Consider the following 16,894-nt stretch of genomic DNA (forward strand, 5'->3'; position numbering starts at 1 on the left):
CGGGCAATCCTGGTGAACACACGGCGGAATCACGGAATGTCGACCAGCGCTCGGGTGCGGTAACCGCGATCACGGCCGAGGACCCGCTCCGCCGCCAGTCGGCCTGAAATCAACACCATGGGCACCCCCACCCCGGGCCGGGTGCCGCTTCCGGTGAAGATCACGTTGTCGAGGCCGGGTGCCAGGTTGCCGGGCCGGAACGGCCCCGTCTGGGAGAACGTGTGCGCCGCGGCGAACGGAGCTCCCGCGGCCATGCCGCGGCTGCGCCAGTCCGCCGGGGTGGTGATCTGCTCCACCTCGACCGCCGAGCCGAAGTCGGCGTAGCCGGCGCGCTCGAGGACGGCGACGACCTCGTCGCGATAGCGCGGGCCGAGGACGGACCAGTCCAGCGGCGCGGTGAGGTTCGGGGTGGGGAACAGGACGTAGTAGCTGTGCGCGCCGGCCGGTGCCGCCGCGGGCTCGGTCACCGACGGCGTGCTCACCAGGAACGACGGGTCGCTCATCAGCTCGCCCCGACTGATGATCTCCTCGAAGGTGCGCCGCCAGGCCTGCCCGAAGTGGATCGTGTGATGCGTCGCCTCGGGGTGGGCGACCCGGGCGCCGGCGAGCAGCAGGAAGCAGGACGGCGAGAAGCGCAGCCGGCCCAGCCGGGCCGGCGCGACCGACGGCGGAAGCAGGTCACGGTAGGCGACCGGCAGATCGGGATTGAGGATCACCACGTCCGCCGGCACCCGCTCACCGTCGGCCGTGTGCACGGCCACCGCCCGCCCGCCACGCACCTCGACCCGGCTCACCTCGGACCCGTAGCGGAAGACCGCCCCGTGCCGCGCCGCCGCGTCCGCCATGGCCGTGGCCACGGCATGGGGGCCGCCGTCGACGTGGTAGACCCCGGCCACCGAGTCCATGTAGGAGATCACCGCGTAGAGCGCCAGCGCCCGGTGCGGATCGAGACCGGCGTACATCGCCTGGAAGGAGAACAGCCGTCGGGTCCGCGGGTCGCGCAGGTACCGCCCGACCACGGTGTCGAGGCGCCGGAAGCCACCGAGCGCGGCGACCCGGGCCAGGGACGGGCGCAGCAGCGCCAGCGGCGAGTCGACCTGGGCGTCGATGAAGTCCCGCATCTCGGCCCGGAACATCCGGGTGGCGAAGTCGGTGAAGCGGCGGAAGCCCGCGGCCTCCGCGGGCCCGCACAGGTCCCGCACCCCCTGTTCGGTGTCCTCCGGGTCGGCCCGGACGTCCAGGACGGAGCCGTCGGCGAACCGTGCCCGGTACATCGGGTCGAGCCGGCGCAGGGTCAGCCACTTCTCCAGGTTCTCGCCCACGGAGTCGAACGCGTCGGCGATCAGCTCCGGCATGGTCAGCACGGTCGGACCGGTGTCGAAGCGGTAGCCGCCCAGCCGCAACGATCCCGCCCGACCGCCGGGGGAGTCCTCCCGCTCGAGTACGGTCACCCGCCTGCCGGCACCGGTCAGCCGCAGCGCGGCCGACAGCCCACCCAACCCCGCCCCGACGATCACGACATGCTCCGCCGGTCCGGTCACTGTTCGCATGGGACGTCCTCTCCGCCGCGCCTCTGCCGCAGGTCCAGCGTTTCACCAGGACGGACGGCGGTGCGGGCGGGACCACCTCGGTGGGTTCCGGGCGGAGCCTGCCCTGAGACGACCGTGGCGGGGAATCGTCGTCTCGGCCCGTGCCGGTCCGCCGACCTGCTGATCTGCCGCCAGGTCGTGGCACCGCCGCAGGAGCCGCACATCTCACCACCCGCCGGGACGTCCGGCCCGGTCCGACCGGCTGGGAAACCGGTAGCGTTCGACCGTCCCGATCTGTGATCTGTGAACTGCGGGCTGTCTGTCCGGGTTCGCGGTTCGCGGCTCCCACGCCCGGAGGTGTCGTGTCCGATCTGGTGGTCGTTGCGCTCGGCATCATGCTGCTTCTGGTCGCCGGCAGCGCCTTCGTCCTGCTGCGCATGCCGCCGGAGCGGCTGGAGAGCACGGTCGACGGGGTGGCGGCCGTCGAGGCCCGGCTCGCCGCCGGCCGGGTGGAGATCGGTGAGTACGACCGTTCGAACATCCGGGTCGAGATCCTCGCGCGCCGCCGGCCGGGTCGGACCCGGCCGGTGCTGACCCGTGCGGGCGACGTGCTGCGCCTGGACGGCACCTCCAGCGACGCGGTCGTCCGGCTGAAGCTGCCGCGAGGGACGAAGGGCCGGGCGGAGGTCAGATCCGGAGAGATCACGCTCTGGGGTTCCGCCGGCGACCTGCTTCTGGTCACCGAGAGCGGCGGGATCACCGGGCGGGAGCTCACCGGCGGCCGGATCAATGCCCGTAGCCGCACCGGCGACGTCAACCTGCACTTCGACGCGCCCCCGGACAACCTGTCCGCGGTGAGCGACGAGGGCATGGTGATCCTCGTCCTTCCCGACGGGGACTACGAGGTTGAGGTGGAGACCGGGAACCCGCAGCTGGCGTCGGTCGAGCTGCCCAACGTGCCCGCGGCCCGGCGGCGGGTGTTCGCGCGCAGTGTCGCCGGCAAGATCTGGATCAAGCGTGCCTCTGAGCAAGGGCCAGTCCGCATCTGAGCGGTCCGCATCTGAGCGGGGCGGAATCTGAGCGGGGCGGACCCGGTCCGGGTCTGCGTCACTGCGGGACTACGCTCGTATCTCATGACGGGGTTCCACGCATGACAGCAGTCGGGAACGCGGCGAGGACGACGGCCAGGACGGTGGCGGAGTGCCTGGCCTCGGGGCGGACGTCGTTCTCCTTCGAGTTCTTTCCGCCGAAGACGGCCGAGGGCGAGCGGCAGCTGTGGACGGCCCTGCGTGAGGTCGAGGCGCTGCAGCCGAGCTTCGTCTCCGTCACCTACGGCGCCGGTGGCTCGACGCGGGACGGAACCATTCGGGTCACCGAGCGGATCGCCACCGAGACCAACCTGACGCCGATCGGCCACCTCACCGCGGTGAACCACTCCGTGGCCGAGCTGCGGCAGGTCATCGGGGGCTATGCCGGTGCTGGTGTACGTAACGTTCTGGCGCTGCGCGGTGACCCTCCGGGTGATCCTCAGGCGGAGTGGGTACGTCATCCCGACGGTGTCGCGTATGCCGAGGATCTCGTCCGGCTGGTCCGTTCACTGGGGGACTTCTGCGTCGGCGTCGCGGCCTTCCCGGACAAACATCCCCGGTCTCCTGACCTGGAGACGGACGCGCGTTTTCTCGTCCAGAAACTGGACGCCGGCGCGGACTTCGCGATCACCCAGTTCTTCTTCGGCGCCGACGACTATTTCCGGCTGGTCGAGCGCGTTCGTCGGCTGGGTTGTGACGCACCGATTATTCCCGGTGTCATGCCGGTGACCAACGTTGCGCAGATCGTGCGTATGGCGCAGCTGTCCGGGGCTGAATTCCCGGCCGATCTTGCTGCCCGGCTGCAGGCCGTGGCCGATGATCCGGCCGCTGTTCGCGCCATCGGGATCGAGGTGGCCACCGAGCTCTCCGAACGGTTGCTGGCCGGCGGAGCACCGGGGATTCACTTCATCACGCTGAACCGCTCCGGTGCGACGCGGGAGATCTACCAGGCGCTCAACGGCTGAAATCCGGCCGACAGCGCAACGGCCGGAGGCCGGGCACCGGCCGGGCCCCGGCCCCCAGGCACTGGCGGCCGGGCGCGCCGGCCGCCCGGCACCTGGCTCCGCCTCACCCGCTGCCGGAGGCCCAATCCAGCCGAGCCTCGGGCCCGGGCCGGCGCGCGCGGTCCGGGCCGAAGCGGGCGCGGCAGCCGGGTCGGTCAGTGCAGCGGTACCGAGTTCCGGGCGTCGAGTCGGCCCAGTCGTCGGCTCAGTCCTGGTCCTCGTAGGCGTCAAAAACGCACAGTAGCCATTCGTCGCGGAACGTCTGCTCCCGTACGAGAGCGAATCCGGCGTGGTTCGCCGCGTCCACCACGGCGGTGACCAGACCGAGATCGAGAGTGTTGAACACCTGGGTGATTCGCACGGCGAGGACCACCTGGTCGCGATGGGCGCTGAAAGCGTGATCCGGGTCCAAATCCTCAATGGACTCGACGACACCGGTCGGCTGGTCGGATACCACGACGGAACTCTACGGCGCGGGCACGATGGATGACGTGCGTACCCGAGTTCCTGATCGAGAGACCTACCTGGTCGAATGGGCCGCGTTGCACGGTGGGTACGACCCCCGGACAGGCTCTGGGATGGTCCGTTTCTGGCTTGGGCTGACATATCTCCTGGCCAGGCCGCTGGCCGCGGCGGGCGTGGCGCCGGGAGCGGTGACGGCGGCGACGGTGGTCGCCGCCGCGCCGGTGATTCCCGCCGCATGGGCGGGGGCCCGTTGGGTGCTGGTCTGCCCGGTGGTTGTGATCCTCAGCGGGCTTCTGGACAACCTCGACGGTGCGGTTGCCATCCTGCGGCGAAGGGTGACGGCCTGGGGCTATCTGCTCGACTCGGCGACGGACCGGGTCTGCGACATCGGCTACCTGGTCGCGTTCTGGCTGGTCGGTGCGCCGGGCGAGCTGGTGGCCGCGGCGGGTGCCGCTGCCCTGATGCTCGAATATCTGCGCGCCCGTGCGGCCGGGGCCGGTCATGGCGAGATCGGTGTCGTCACGGTCGGGGAGCGTCCGACCAGGATCATTCTCGCGGCTGTCGGCCTGGCGGCGGCGGGGCTGCTGCCGGCGCACGCGGGAGCGGCCGCATCGGCGGGCGCCGCCGCGACTCTCGCGGTGTGCGCGGTCGGGCTGGTCCAGTACCTCCTGTCGGTGCACGGGGCGTTGACAGCCGCTGCCCCGGACGTGGCGGGGCCGAGCGCACCCGCGCCAGGTGAGACCGGCGGATGAGGCCTGCCGGCGGGGTGCGTCAGGCCGGTCCGACCAGATCGGTGACGATTTTCGCGGAGAGGGCGACGAGTGGCAGGCCCCCGCCGGGGTGGGCGGAGCCGCCGACCAGGAACAGCCCCGGAACCGGGGACTGGTTGCGAGGCCGCAGGAAGGCCGACCGGGGTCCGTTGGAGGAGACACCGTAGATCGAGCCGCCCGGAGCACCCGTCCGGCGGGCCAGATCGGCCGGGGAGATCGTCTGGTACCAGCGCACCCGCGCGCGGACATCGAGGCCGCGGGCGGCGAGAACGTCGAGGATCCGGCGGGCGTAGGCGTCGGCGAGGCCAGGTCGGTCCCAGTCCAGGCCAGCACGCACCTCCGCGTCACCGCCCGGGCTGCCCGAGCTACCCGAGGCCCTGTGTGGGCTGGCGTTGACCAGCACGAACCAGGCCTCGTCACCGGGCGGGGCGGCGGCGGGATCGTCCGGTGACGCTATGTAGATGGTGGGGTCCCACGGCAGCCTGCCACCGAAGACGGCGTCGAACTCGGCGTCGTAGTCGGCGGGGAACAGCACGTTGTGATGGGCCAGCCCGGGCGTCCGGCCCCGCAGCGCCAACAGCAGGACGAAGCCCGACAGCGAGGGCGCGAGCCGGCGCACCCGTCGGCGGCTGGCCGGATGCTCGACGAGCGGTCGGGTGCCCCGCCGCCCCGGATGTTCCGCGGACGGAGGCGCACCGTCGTAGAGACGCGTCGCGTCGACATCGGAGACGACGACGTCGGCCGGCAGCACGACACCGTCGGTGAGCCGGACGCCGTCCACCCGCCCGCCGGGGGTCAGCGAGATCCGCGCGACCGGGGTTCCGGTGCGGATCACCGCCCCACGCTCGGTCGCCCGCGCGGCGATCGCGTGCCCGAGCAGACGCAGCCCACCCGGGATGTACCAGCCGCCGAAGCGGCGCTCGACGTGCGGCACCGTGACCAGGGCCGCGGGAGCTCGCCGCGGATCCGATCCGGTGTAGGTCGCGTAGCGCTCCAGCATCATGCGCAGCCGTGGGTCGGTGAGGTGACGGCGACCGAGCCCGCGCAACGTGGACGCGGGCGCGACTGTCGCCAGCGCGCCCGGCCGGCGCACGGCCATCCAGGCCAGCGCCCGCAGGGACACCGGGCTGCGCAGGAACGGCTGCTCCGACACCTCCCAGACCCGCCGGGCCCGATCGTCCAGGCGGCGCCATTCGTCGCCGGCGCCGGGGGCGAGACGCGCGTCCAGAGCGGCGAGGAACGCGGCTTCGTCGGCGGGTGCGTCCAGCACGGTGCCGTCGGCGAAACGGTAGGAGGCGATCGGGTCCAGACGGCGCAGGGTGAGGACGTCGCCGAGCGGGCCGCCGGTGGCGGCGAACAGGTCCTCGAAGACCGCGGGCATGGTCAGCAGGGAGGGGCCGGTGTCGAATCCGTAGCCGTCGCGTTCGTACCAGCCGAGCTTGCCGCCGATCTGGTCGGCGGCCTCGCACACGGTGACCCGGTGGCCGGCGGCGGCCAGCCGGGCGGCTGCGGCGAGCCCGCCGACACCCGCTCCGACCACGACCACCGTTGCCACGTGGTCGACCCTATGCGCGGGCCCCGTCCCGTCTGTTCTGGTCGCTCTGTCCCTTGCGGTCAGGCCGCCGCCGGTCAAGGCCCGTCAAGGCCTGGTGAGGCCGGTCGAGGGCCCGGCCAGCGGGCGTCGGCCCGGCCAGGAGGCGTCCCTTCCAGTGGGCGGTGCCCCGCCAGCGCCGCCACCACGACAGCGCGGTGAGCTGGCCCAGCAGACCCACGGATACCGGGTGGGCCAGTGCGTCCGGCCAGCTGCGGCTGCCGGTGCGCCGGGCCGCGACGACCCGGCCCGCCACCCCGGCCAGATAGCCGGCCAGACCGAGCCGGGAGCCGCGCAGGGCGGCCACGGCCGGCACGACGAACAGCCAGCCCAGGCCGGCCAGCTGCCCCAGACTGGCGGCGGGGCTCCCGCCCGCCGCCCACAGCGATTTGGCGTAGCCGTCGCGCAGCGGCGCCCATCCGTCGTACATCCAGGTGGTCGCGAGATCGGTGCCGTCGGCCACCACCCCCCGCCCGCCGGAGCGCTTGACCGCGCGCAGCAGTGCCAGGTCGTCGAGGACCGCGCCACGCACGGCCGCATGCCCGCCGGCCCGGGCGTAGGCCGCCGCGTCCACGCACAGGAACTGGCCGTTGGCCGCGGTCAGCGACGGCCGCGCGGAGCGTTCCGCGGCGCGCAGTGGCAGCAACGCCAGCCACGACCACTGCAGAAGCGGCTGGACGAGCCGTTCGGGCACCGAGACGGCGACCTGGCGGGGGTAGGGCGAGACGAGGTCGAGCCCGGCGCCGCGCAGGAGGCCGACGGCGCGGGCCACCCCGTGCGGTGCCACCGTGACGTCCGCGTCGACGAAGACGATCACCGTGCCGGTGGCCTCGCGGGCGGCCCGGGCGCAGGCGTGCGGCTTTCCCAGCCAGCCTGGTCCCGGTTCGGGCCCGGTCAGGACCCGCAGGCGTGGGTCCTCGGCGGCCAGCTTGCGCACGATCGTGTCCGTCCCGTCGGACGACTGGTCGTCGTAGACGAGCACCTCGAGGTCGGCGACGTCCCGGGAGGCCAGCAGGGCTGTCAGGCAGGTGTGCACCCGGTCGGCCTCGTCCCGCACCGGCAGCACCACGCTGACGCGCTCCCGGACGGGGACACTGCCCGCCGGGCCGCGCAGCAGCCACGCGTTCACCGCCGTGTGGGCTGCGACGACCAGCGCGCCGACGGCGCCGGAACGTGCCACGGCCCGGGCCACCGCCCGCGGCGGGGAAGGCGTGATGTGGTGGTCTGCCTGTCGTCTCCTGGTCCGGCCTGTGCTCACGCATCGGAGCGTGCCAGGTTCCCGCCACGGGCGGCGCCACGGCGGCCTGGCAGCACRCCGAGCCCGAGGAGGACGCCCATCGCCACCCCGCCGACCAGGGCGACCCCGGGACGCCCGAAGAAGGCCAGGTTGGCCAGCACCGAGGAGAGGTAGGTCCAGCCCAGCAGCGTCATCGGCAACCGGTCGGAGCCTGTGCTGTTGGAGCCTGTGCTGTTGGAACCTGCGGGGCCGGCGGCTGTGTGGCTGGCGGCCGTGGGACCAGAGGTGGAGCGGCTGGCGGTCGCGCGGTCGGGCAGCGCGGCGAGTGCGCCGGTGAGGACGGTTCCCACCAGCAACCATCCGGCGGCGTTGCTCACCGGGATGCCGTTGATCGCGGGACCGCCGGACGACCACGACCAGTAGCCTTCGGCCACCATCTGAGGGTCGAGGAAGAAGTCCCAGGCGGTGAGGGTGGCGCCGCCGACCAGCGCCGTCACGGCCCATCGCGTGCCGGCGCCTGCTCCGGCACGCAGGCGGGCGGCGCAACGGTGGCCGAGGGCCAGTGCCGGCAAGCCCATCATCGTCCACGCGAGCGGGACCACGACCGGGACTCCGACCAGCTTCGGGCCGAGCGCTCCGCCGTAGGTGTAGTCCCCGAACGGCCAGCCGGTGTGGACCCCGACCGACTCGGCGATCAGGCCGGTCGCGCTCGCCACGGACGCCGCTGCCACCGCCCGGCCGAGGCCCTGCGCGGCTGCGGCGGCGCCTACCGACGCGGTGCAGAAAGCCAACACGGAGAGCACGGTGACGGTTGCGCGTTGATCCCCTGACGTCAGGGGATAGCAGATCTGGAGCCCGATGGTCGCCGCTGCCGCCAGCCAGGGCAGCACGGTGCTCCCGCCCGGCCAGGCTGGGCGGGAGACGCCGGAACGCCACACCACCCCACGACGAAGCCTGGGGCCGGTGTGCTGTGGGCGGGTGTGCTGTGGGCCGGGACGGTGCGGGTCGGAGCCGGTTGGTGCCGACCGGCTCAAGGCACCTGGGCCGGTTGCCCGGTTGTGGTCTGCGCGGACGAGGTACGCACGGCCGGCCCGGACAGATCCTTACCGAGCACGGCGTACTCGGTGTAGCTGCCGGGAAAGCGGAAGTGCGACAGCAACGGCACGAAGCCCTCGCTGGCGTACAGGCGGCGGGCGCGACTGCCGGGCAGTTCGAGCGCGGACAGTGCCGCCGTGCGCTGCGGGACGTCGCGCAGCAGCTCCTGCAGCAGGTCACGGCCGATCCGGCGGCCCTGGTAGCCGGGCAGCACGTGAAGCTCGACCACCTCCATGCAGTCCGCGAGCCAACGGACGGCGTCGTCGGGCGGGAGTGCTGCGGCGACCACGTCGTGCCACCACTGGCCGACCTTGCCGGGCAGCCCGTAGGTCATGCCGACGACCTGGTCGTCCGGCGTGAGCGCGACGACGGCGCGCAGGTCACCGCGGTCGAAGTGGCGTCGGGCGTGGGTCGCGCGGTCCCGCGCGGCCCGCACCGGGTCGTCCTCGTGCTCGTCGAGAAAAGCCGCCTTGTAGACGCCGATGACGTCGTCAAGCCGAGCCCGCATCCGAGCCGGTGACCACCGCACGATCCGGACGTCGGTCACGAGCCTCGCCTCCTGTCGCACCGGGCCATCCGACGATAACGCGCCGCGGACGCTCGTTGCCCGTTGGCGGGGACCGGTCTGGCGAACAGTGCTATTACGACCCGCCATCAGCGGCGTCGGGTGTGCGCGGAGCATCCGCCCCATGCTCGTCTGTGTGCTCCCCGCGGCGCTCCGTCGCGTCATCGGTCACATGTGCCGTCGGCAGTCGTGCCGTCGCCCCGAGGCGGCCCGCGCAGGGGTCCGTGCCCCGGACCGTCCCGTGTGAGCCGAGCACGGCGAAACGGGCGAACAGCTCCTCCGCGTACCAGCGTTCCCGGGGAGTTCGTTGGACGACCGCCGCGTGGGCCCGCCCCTGGTAGGCGAAGGCGCGCAGGGCGGCGCTGTCCCGCCACACGCTGAAGGTGCCCTGGTAGCCGATCGGGGCCTCGCCGATACCGGCGGTGAACAGCAGCCCGTCGGCGTCGCGGAGCTCCGCCGCCACCGGCGGTACGGCGCGCCAGAAGAGCACGGCCCGCCGCGGCGCGAGCCGGGCCCGGGTGAGGGCCACCACAGGCGTGTCACGAGCCGGCGTGTCGCCTGCTGGTGCGTCGCCTGCCGGTGCGTCGCCTGCCGGCGTGGCCACCGGTGCGTCGTGGCGGTCGTGTACCGGTGGGCGACCCGAGCCGGCGCCGGGCTGTGGCCCGAACGGTGCCTGCCCTGACCACAGCCCTCGGGAGTGCAGCGGACGCAGGTCGACCCGCCAGCGCTCGTCGGCCAGCCGCGCCCAGGCGCGGATCGTGCTCGAACGCTCGAACGCCCGCGCCGCCGCGGGTGTGTCCCACACGGCCAGCAGAGCCCACCGGGACGGGTCGGCGTCGAGAGGGGTGAAACGGCGGCCGCCGCCGGTGCCCAGCAGCCTGCTGAAGGTCAGCCCGGACGCCTGCCGCAGCCGCGGACGGTCGAGGGCCATGCGGGCCGCCGCCTGAGCAGCCCGGCGCCTCGGGACATGCCAGAGGTCGAAGGTGACGAACATGCAGGCCTTCACCGCCTCCATCGATCTGTCGGTCGCCTCGCCCCGCCGCCTGGCCCGATGGTGTGCCGCGCCGGCGGTTGACGTTCTGTTGGGCCACTACTATATTCGAACGTGTGTTCGACGTCCGAATGGGTGGGCGGGCTGACGTCCGAGAGGCCGGTACCTGAGAGGTGATCCCCATGGGCGCGGTTCGAAGGAACACCGTCGACGGGTGCGCGGCGGTTGGTGGCGAGCACGACGGTGGCCGGGGCGGCGGGGAACCTGACGGCCGGAGCCCGGTGGGTGGTGGCGCACCGGTGAGCGGGCCTGGTGGTGTCGACCGGCCAGGCTCATCCGGTGCCGCGGTGGCTTCTCGCGGGGGCGCGCCGACCGCGCCCGGGCAGGTGCCCGGGCGGCCCGCTGGTCGAACCATGCTCCCCGCCGCGGGGTTGCCGCGGCGTTCCCGGGACGAGCTTCTCGCCTCGGCGCGGCGTGGGCTGGCCGAGGCGGCCTTCGCGCGTCGGCCCGGCGAGCGTTACGCGCTGGCGCATCTGGCCGCGCTGCGGGTCGCCGCCGCTGTTCTCGCCGCCCGGGCCCAGCCCCGTCCGGGGCATCGGGGCCGTCCGGCGAGTGCCTGGCAGCTGCTGGCGGTGGTGGCTCCGGAGCTCCAGGAGTGGGCGGCGTTCTTCGCCGAAGGCGCCGGCCGGCGCGCGGCGGCCGAGGCCGGGCTCGCCGTCGTGACGGCCAGGGATGCCGATGATCTTGTTCGTCAGGTGGAGATCTTCCTCGGGATCGTCGAGGCGGCGCTGGGCGTGCCCTCCCAGCCGTCGTTGACGCAGGCCGAATCCTCCGAGGGGTGGACGTGGCGCTGAGTGCGCTTCAGCAGATCGTGGCCCACCCGGCGGCGGCGCGGGCCGGTGTGGCGCGGGCCGGCGCGGGCGGTGAGCGGCTTCTCCCGGTGCTGCCGGCGTTGGCCCGGGTGCTGCCCGCGGGCGGTCTGCGGCGCGGCACGACGGTCAGCGTCAGCGGGTCGTCCTCGTTGTTGTTGACGTTGTTGGCCGAGCCCTCCCAGGCGGGTGCCTGGTGCGGGGTGGTGGGGCACCGGTCACTGGGGATGCTGGCCGCCATCGAGGCGGGAGTCGTACCGGAGCGGCTGGCCGTGGTGGCGGATCCCGGGCCGCGGTGGCCGGTGGTCGTCGCGGCCCTGCTCGACGCAATGGACATCGTGGTCCTGCGGCCACCCCGGGGCGGGAACGGTTCTGACGCCCGCAGGCTCGCGGCCCGAGCCCGGGAACGGGGCGCCCTGTTGCTGGTCGCGGGCGACTGGGAGGCGGCAGACCTGCGGCTGTCGGTGGTCGCCCGGCGCTGGAGTGGGTTGGGGCAGGGCCATGGGCATCTACGTGGCCACAGCGCCCTGGTCCGGGTGGAGGGCCGGGGGGCGGCCAGCCGGCCCCGGCAGGTGTGGTTGGCGGGGCCGGGGCATCTGGTCGGGCCGGCCCTGCCGGGCATGCCCGCGGAACTGGCGGAGACGGTGACGGTGCTGCCGATGGCCGCCGGGGCGGGATGAGGCCCGTGTCGACTCGGATGCTCGCGGTGCACATCCCGGACTGGCCCGCCGTCGCGGCCGGCCGGCGGCCGGGTGAGGCGGTGGCTGTCCTCGCCGCCAACCAGGTTCACAGCGCCGGTCCGGCGGCCCAGGCCCGCGGGGTGCACCCGGGGCTGCGGCGGCGGGAGGCACAGGCGCGCTGCCCTGACCTGGTCCTCGTGCCCGCCGATCCGGACCGGGACGCCCGGACCTTCGAACCGGTCGTGGCGACTGTCGAAGGCGTGGTGCCCGGAGCGGAGGTGGTGCGGCCCGGCGACTGCCTGGTCCGTTCCCGAGGCGCCGCCCGCTACTTCGGCGGCGACGGTGTGGCGGCCGCCCAGGTGCGGCGCGCGGTCGAGGCGTGCCTTGAAAGCGCGGATCTTCAGGCGGTCGTCCGGGTCGGTGTCGCCGACGGTCCGTTCGCCGCGCTGGCGGCCGCCCGTCTGGGTCGGATCGTCCCTCCCGGCGGTACTCCGGGCTTCCTCGCCCCGCTGCCCGTGGAGCTGCTCGACCGGCCGGAGCTGGTCGACGTCCTGCGTCGGCTCGGCCTGGCCACGCTCGGCGCCTTCGCGGGGCTGCCCGCGGCCGACGTGCTGGCGCGGTTCGGTCCGGATGGCGCTGTGGCGCACCGGCTTGCCCGCGGGGAGGACGAGCGGCCACTCGCACCCCGTGAGCGACCGGTCGACCTGAGCGTGTCCGTGGAGTTCGAGGCGCCGGCGGAGCGGGTGGAGCAGGCTGCCTTCGCCGCACGCCGGCTCGCCGAGCAGGCCCAGGAGCGGCTGCGTGACAGCGGCCTCGCCTGCACGCGGATCGTCATCGAGGCGGAGACGGAGCACGGGGAACGGCGGCAGCGGGTCTGGCGGCATGACGGGCCGCTGTCCGTCGCCGGCATCACCGACCGGGTCCGCTGGCAGCTCGACGGATGGCTGACCGGCACCGCACAGGAACCGGGCCCCACCGGGCGGCCGACATCCGGGCTGGTGCTCGTGCGGGTCACCCCGGAAGGGCTGCTGCCGGGGGATGGTCGTCAGCTCGGGCTCTGGGGCGAGCCCGGGGCCGCGTCCGGCCGGGTGGATCGGGCTCTGACCCGCGTCCAGGGGTTGCTCGGTCCGGGCGCGGTCACCATCCCCGTGGTCGAGGGCGGGCGTGATCCGGCCCGGCGGGTGCGGCTGGTTCCCTGGGGAGAGCCCCGGGAGCCTGCGGAGCTACGGGAACCTGGCGAGTCCCGGGAACCGGCGAAGCCGCGGGAACCGGCGGGCTCGCGGGAACCGGCGAAGGCCGGCCGGCCTCGCGGCCACGGTGGAGGCCCGCGCATCCATGGTGGGCGCCCGGGCGGCTGCGGCCGGGCCCGTGGAGAGGGGGCTCCGCCCTGGCCGGGAGCAGTTCCCGCGCCCGCGCCGGCCACGGTGCACGACGAACCGCTGCCCGCGCTCGTCCTCGACGAGGGCGGAGAACCCGTCGGAGTCAGCGGGCGCTGCACGGTGACGGCCAGCCCGGCCTGGCTGTCGGTCGACGGAGCCGCACCCACCCGGATCACGGGCTGGGCGGGCCCATGGCCGGTGGACGAGCGCTGGTGGGATCCGGCCGTCGGTCGGCGCCGTGCCCGCTTCCAGCTGGTGGCGGCGGACGGGTCAGCGTCCCTGCTCTTCGTGGAGATCGGCCGCTGGTGGTTGGAGGCCACCTATGACTGAGAGGCTGGTTGAGAAGCTGACTGCGAAACCCCAGGTGCCGGTGGTGCCCTACGCGGAGCTGCACTGCCATTCGGCGTTCAGCTTCCTGGATGGCGCCAGCCAGCCCGAGGATCTGGTCGCGGAGGCCGTCCGGCTCGGCCTGTCAGCCCTCGCGCTGACCGATCACAACGGGATGTACGGCACCGTCCGGTTCGCGGAGGCGGCGGCGACCGCGGGGCTGCCCACCGTGTTCGGCACGGAGGTCTCGTTCGGATCCCCGGCCCCCCGCGACGGGGCGGCGGATCCGGACGCGACCCACCTCGTCATCCTCGCCCGGGACGCGGAGGGGTACCGCCGGCTGTCCCGGGCGGTGTCCGACGCGCATCTGGCCGGCGGGGAGAAGGGAATCATGATCGCGGAGGTGGAGGCCTTCGCGGCGGCCAGCGGAGGGCACTGGCAGATCCTCACCGGCTGCCGCAAGGGCGCTGTCCCGCGTGCGCTGGCCGCGGGAGAACCGGCTGTGGAACACGAGCGGGGGATGGCCGTGGCCGAGCGGGGGGTGGACGTGGCCCGCCGTGCCCTCGACGAGCTCGTCGGTCTGTTCGGCCGGGAGAACGTGGCCGTCGAGCTGTGGGACCGCGCCGCCCCGCTCGACTCGGCCCGCAACGACGCTCTCGTCGAGCTCGCGCGGGACGCCGGGCTGCCGGTCGTCGCCACCGGCAACGTCCACTTCGCCACGCCGGCGTCGGCGCGGCTGGCCGCGACCATGGCGGCCGTGCGGGCCCGGCGGTCCCTGGACGAGATGGACGGCTGGCTGCCCGCGGCCGGCACGGCTCACCTGCGGTCCGGCCCGGAGATGGCCGCCCGGTTCGGGCGCTATCCGGGGGCGGTCGATGCCGCGGCCCGGATCGGCGCGGAATGCGCGTTCGGTCTCGATCTGGTCGCGCCGCGGCTGCCGGACTTCCCCGTTCCCCCCGGGCATGACGAGGCGAGCTGGCTGCGGCTGCTGACCATGCAGGGCGCCGTCCGCCGCTACGGCCCCGCGCAGGCCGAGCGGGTCGCGGGGGCCTACGACCAGCTTGTCCACGAGCTCAAGGTGATCGAGCAGCTGGGTTTTCCGGGTTATTTTCTGATTGTCCATGATATCGTCGAGTTCTGCCGGAGAAGCGATATTCTCTGTCAGGGGCGCGGCTCGGCGGCGAACTCGGCGGTCTGTTACGCGCTTGGCATCACCAATGTGGATGCGGTCTCCTTCGGCCTGCTGTTCGAGCGATTTCTCGCGCCTGAGCGGGACGGCCCTCCGGATATCGATATCGATATCGAGTCGGGGCGCCGGGAAGAGGTCATCCAGTACGTCTACGGGCGCTATGGCCGGGACCGGGCCGCGCAGGTCGCGAATGTGATCACCTATCGGCCGCGGTCCGCGGTGCGTGATGTCGCCCGCGCACTGGGTTTCTCGCCCGGCCAGCAGGACGCCTGGTCACGGCAGATCGACCGGGGGATGCCACGCCCCGCCCATCCCGCCGACCGGCCCGACACCAGGGCCGATGCCGATGGTGGCGCCGGTGCCGGCATCGAGGCACCCGACTCGTCGGCGGGGATTCCGGCCGAGGTGCTTGATCTGGCGGGCCAGCTTCTCGGGTTCCCCCGTCATCTGGGGATCCATTCCGGCGGGATGGTCATCTGTGATCGTCCGGTCGCGGAGGTGGTCCCGGTCGAGTGGGCCCGCATGCCGGGGCGCACGGTGGTGCAGTGGGACAAGGACGACTGCGCCGCGGCCGGGCTGGTCAAGTTCGACCTGCTGGGCCTGGGCATGCTGTCGATGCTGCACGGTGTCTTCGACCTCATCCGCACGCATCACGGCCGGCAGCTCGATCTCGGTTCGATACCGCCGGAGGATCCAGCGGTCTACGACATGCTGTGCGCGGCCGACTCCGTCGGGGTCTTCCAGGTGGAGAGCCGTGCGCAGATGTCGACCCTGCCCCGGCTGCGCCCGCGGCGGTTCTACGACCTGGTCGTCGAGGTCGCCCTCATCCGGCCGGGGCCCATCCAGGGCGGCTCGGTGCATCCGTACATCCGACGTCGCAACGGAGCGGAGGAGGTGGTCTACCCGCATCCGCTGCTGCGCCGTTCCCTGGAGAAGACGCTCGGGGTGCCCCTGTTCCAGGAGCAGCTCATGCAGATGGCGATCGACGTGGCCGGGTTCACCCCCGCCGAGGCCGACCAGCTCCGGCGGGCCATGGGGGCCAAACGCGCCACGGAGCGCATCGACCGGCTGCGGACCCGTTTCTACGCGGGAATGGCGGTGAACGGTATCACCGGGGCGGTGGCGGACGATCTGTACGCCAAACTCGCGGCCTTCGCGGACTTCGGTTTCCCGGAGAGTCATTCGGTGAGTTTCGCGTTCCTCGTCTATGCCAGCTCCTGGGTGAAACTGTATTACCCGGCGGCTTTCTGCGCCGCGTTGCTCAACGCGCAGCCGATGGGTTTCTACTCGCCGCAGAGCCTGGTCGCCGACGCACGTCGGCATGGTGTCGTCGTGCACGGGCCGGATCTCAACGCGTCCGAGGCGGGGGTGACCCTGGTCGGCTCGCCTGCGGCGCTGCGGCTCGGTCTGGCCGGGGTCCGGCGGCTGGGCGACGCGCTGGCCGAACGCATCGTCGCCGAACGCCGCGCGTGCGGTCCCTACCAGGACATGAGCGATCTGGTGCGCCGGGTGGGGCTGCGGAGCGAGCAGATCGAGGCCCTCGCGACGGCCGGGGCGTTCGGTTGTTTCGGGCTGGCCCGGCGGGAGGCGTTGTGGGCGGCCGGGGCGGTTGCCCAGGCTCGTCCGGGCCGGCTCGACGGCATGGTGTTCGGCGCGGACGTGTCGGCCGTCGCCGCCGCGCTGCCGGGGATGACCACAACGGAGACCGTGGTCGCCGACCTGTGGGCGACCGGGATAACCCCGGGCTGCTATCCCACCGAGCTTGTCCGCGGCCGGCTGGACGAGCTGGGAGTCGTGGTCGCCCGGCGGCTGCGGGATCTCGGCGGGGGCCGGCGGGTGCTCGTGGCCGGGGTGGTGACGCACCGGCAGCGTCCGCGGACCGCGGGGGGCGTGACCTTCCTGAGCCTGGAGGACGAGACCGGCCTGGTGAACATCATCTGTTCTCGTGGGGTGTGGGCCAGGCACCGGTCGGTGGCCCGGTCGGCACCGGCCCTGATCGTGCGGGGCCGGCTGGAGAGCGCGCAGGGTGTGGTGAACGTGATCGCCGAGAGCCTGCGGCCGCTGCCACTGGCCGTGGGCCGGCGGTCCAGGGACTTCCGATGACGGCGCGGCTCC

Annotated in this window: 14 protein-coding genes; 7 read left to right on the forward strand and 7 right to left on the reverse strand. The window is 73.4% G+C overall.

Annotated elements, in window-relative coordinates:
* Positions 1-29: 29 nt before the first annotated feature.
* Positions 30-1,550 carry a phytoene desaturase family protein gene (crtI, locus tag CcI49_RS02355; protein ID WP_076823905.1) on the reverse strand — a complete coding sequence of 507 codons (1,521 nt, stop codon included), beginning with the start codon at positions 1,548-1,550 and terminating at the stop codon, positions 30-32.
* 341 nt (positions 1,551-1,891) lie between these two features.
* Here crtI (CcI49_RS02355) and CcI49_RS02360 point away from each other — a divergent pair, with 341 nt between their 5' ends.
* Both CcI49_RS02360 and metF read left to right on the forward strand, forming a co-directional pair.
* The gene (locus tag CcI49_RS02360; RefSeq protein ID WP_083749274.1) at positions 1,892-2,578 is read left to right on the forward strand and encodes a hypothetical protein; all 687 of its coding nucleotides are present in this window, start codon (positions 1,892-1,894) and stop codon (positions 2,576-2,578) included.
* Positions 2,579-2,679: 101 nt separating this feature from the next.
* Positions 2,680-3,582 carry a methylenetetrahydrofolate reductase [NAD(P)H] gene (metF, locus tag CcI49_RS02365; protein ID WP_054565802.1) on the forward strand — a complete coding sequence of 301 codons (903 nt, stop codon included), beginning with the start codon at positions 2,680-2,682 and terminating at the stop codon, positions 3,580-3,582.
* Positions 3,583-3,826: 244 nt separating this feature from the next.
* Here metF and CcI49_RS02370 read toward each other — a convergent pair whose 3' ends face one another.
* The gene (locus CcI49_RS02370) at positions 3,827-4,078 is read right to left on the reverse strand and encodes a hypothetical protein (protein ID WP_006540910.1); all 252 of its coding nucleotides are present in this window, start codon (positions 4,076-4,078) and stop codon (positions 3,827-3,829) included.
* Here CcI49_RS02370 and CcI49_RS02375 point away from each other — a divergent pair.
* Entirely contained in the window at positions 4,041-4,838 is a 798-nt protein-coding gene (locus CcI49_RS02375) for a CDP-alcohol phosphatidyltransferase family protein (protein ID WP_054565803.1), read from the forward strand. The genes CcI49_RS02370 and CcI49_RS02375 overlap by 38 nt on opposite strands.
* 19 nt (positions 4,839-4,857) lie before the next feature.
* Here the strand turns inward: CcI49_RS02375 and crtI (CcI49_RS02380) are convergent, their stop codons facing one another.
* The 5 genes from crtI (CcI49_RS02380) to CcI49_RS02400 form a co-directional block, all read right to left on the reverse strand.
* The gene (crtI, locus tag CcI49_RS02380) at positions 4,858-6,411 is read right to left on the reverse strand and encodes a phytoene desaturase family protein (RefSeq protein ID WP_076823908.1); all 1,554 of its coding nucleotides are present in this window, start codon (positions 6,409-6,411) and stop codon (positions 4,858-4,860) included.
* 10 nt (positions 6,412-6,421) lie between these two features.
* A complete protein-coding gene (locus tag CcI49_RS02385) occupies positions 6,422-7,627 on the reverse strand; it encodes a glycosyltransferase family 2 protein (protein ID WP_235497814.1) in 1,206 nt (401 codons plus the stop codon).
* A 74-nt stretch (positions 7,628-7,701) separates the two neighbouring features.
* Positions 7,702-8,574, reverse strand: coding sequence for a carotenoid biosynthesis protein (locus tag CcI49_RS02390; RefSeq protein WP_054565805.1), 873 nt, complete (start codon positions 8,572-8,574; stop codon positions 7,702-7,704).
* Positions 8,575-8,714: 140 nt separating this feature from the next.
* Positions 8,715-9,326: a GNAT family N-acetyltransferase gene (locus CcI49_RS02395; protein ID WP_083473122.1), complete on the reverse strand. Its 612-nt coding sequence runs from the start codon at positions 9,324-9,326 to the stop codon at positions 8,715-8,717.
* A 94-nt stretch (positions 9,327-9,420) separates the two neighbouring features.
* The gene (locus tag CcI49_RS02400; protein WP_054565806.1) at positions 9,421-10,359 is read right to left on the reverse strand and encodes a hypothetical protein; all 939 of its coding nucleotides are present in this window, start codon (positions 10,357-10,359) and stop codon (positions 9,421-9,423) included.
* 158 nt (positions 10,360-10,517) lie between these two features.
* Between CcI49_RS02400 and CcI49_RS02405 the strand changes: the two genes are divergently transcribed.
* The 4 genes from CcI49_RS02405 to CcI49_RS02420 are packed head-to-tail and all read left to right on the forward strand — an operon-like array spanning position 10,518 to position 16,882.
* Entirely contained in the window at positions 10,518-11,189 is a 672-nt protein-coding gene (locus CcI49_RS02405) for an SAV_6107 family HEPN domain-containing protein (RefSeq protein WP_235497815.1), read from the forward strand.
* Positions 11,180-11,884, forward strand: coding sequence for a hypothetical protein (locus CcI49_RS02410; protein ID WP_054566533.1), 705 nt, complete (start codon positions 11,180-11,182; stop codon positions 11,882-11,884). Before CcI49_RS02405 ends, CcI49_RS02410 begins: the two co-directional genes overlap by 10 nt.
* Positions 11,881-13,593 carry a DNA polymerase Y family protein gene (locus tag CcI49_RS02415; RefSeq protein ID WP_076823910.1) on the forward strand — a complete coding sequence of 571 codons (1,713 nt, stop codon included), beginning with the start codon at positions 11,881-11,883 and terminating at the stop codon, positions 13,591-13,593. The genes CcI49_RS02410 and CcI49_RS02415 overlap by 4 nt, the downstream gene beginning before the upstream one ends.
* Entirely contained in the window at positions 13,586-16,882 is a 3,297-nt protein-coding gene (locus CcI49_RS02420) for an error-prone DNA polymerase (RefSeq protein ID WP_076823913.1), read from the forward strand. The genes CcI49_RS02415 and CcI49_RS02420 overlap by 8 nt, the downstream gene beginning before the upstream one ends.
* Positions 16,883-16,894: the final 12 nt, after the last annotated feature.

Source organism: Frankia sp. CcI49 (assembly GCF_001983215.1).
GTDB classification, from domain to species: Bacteria; Actinomycetota; Actinomycetes; order Frankiales; family Frankiaceae; genus Parafrankia; species Parafrankia irregularis.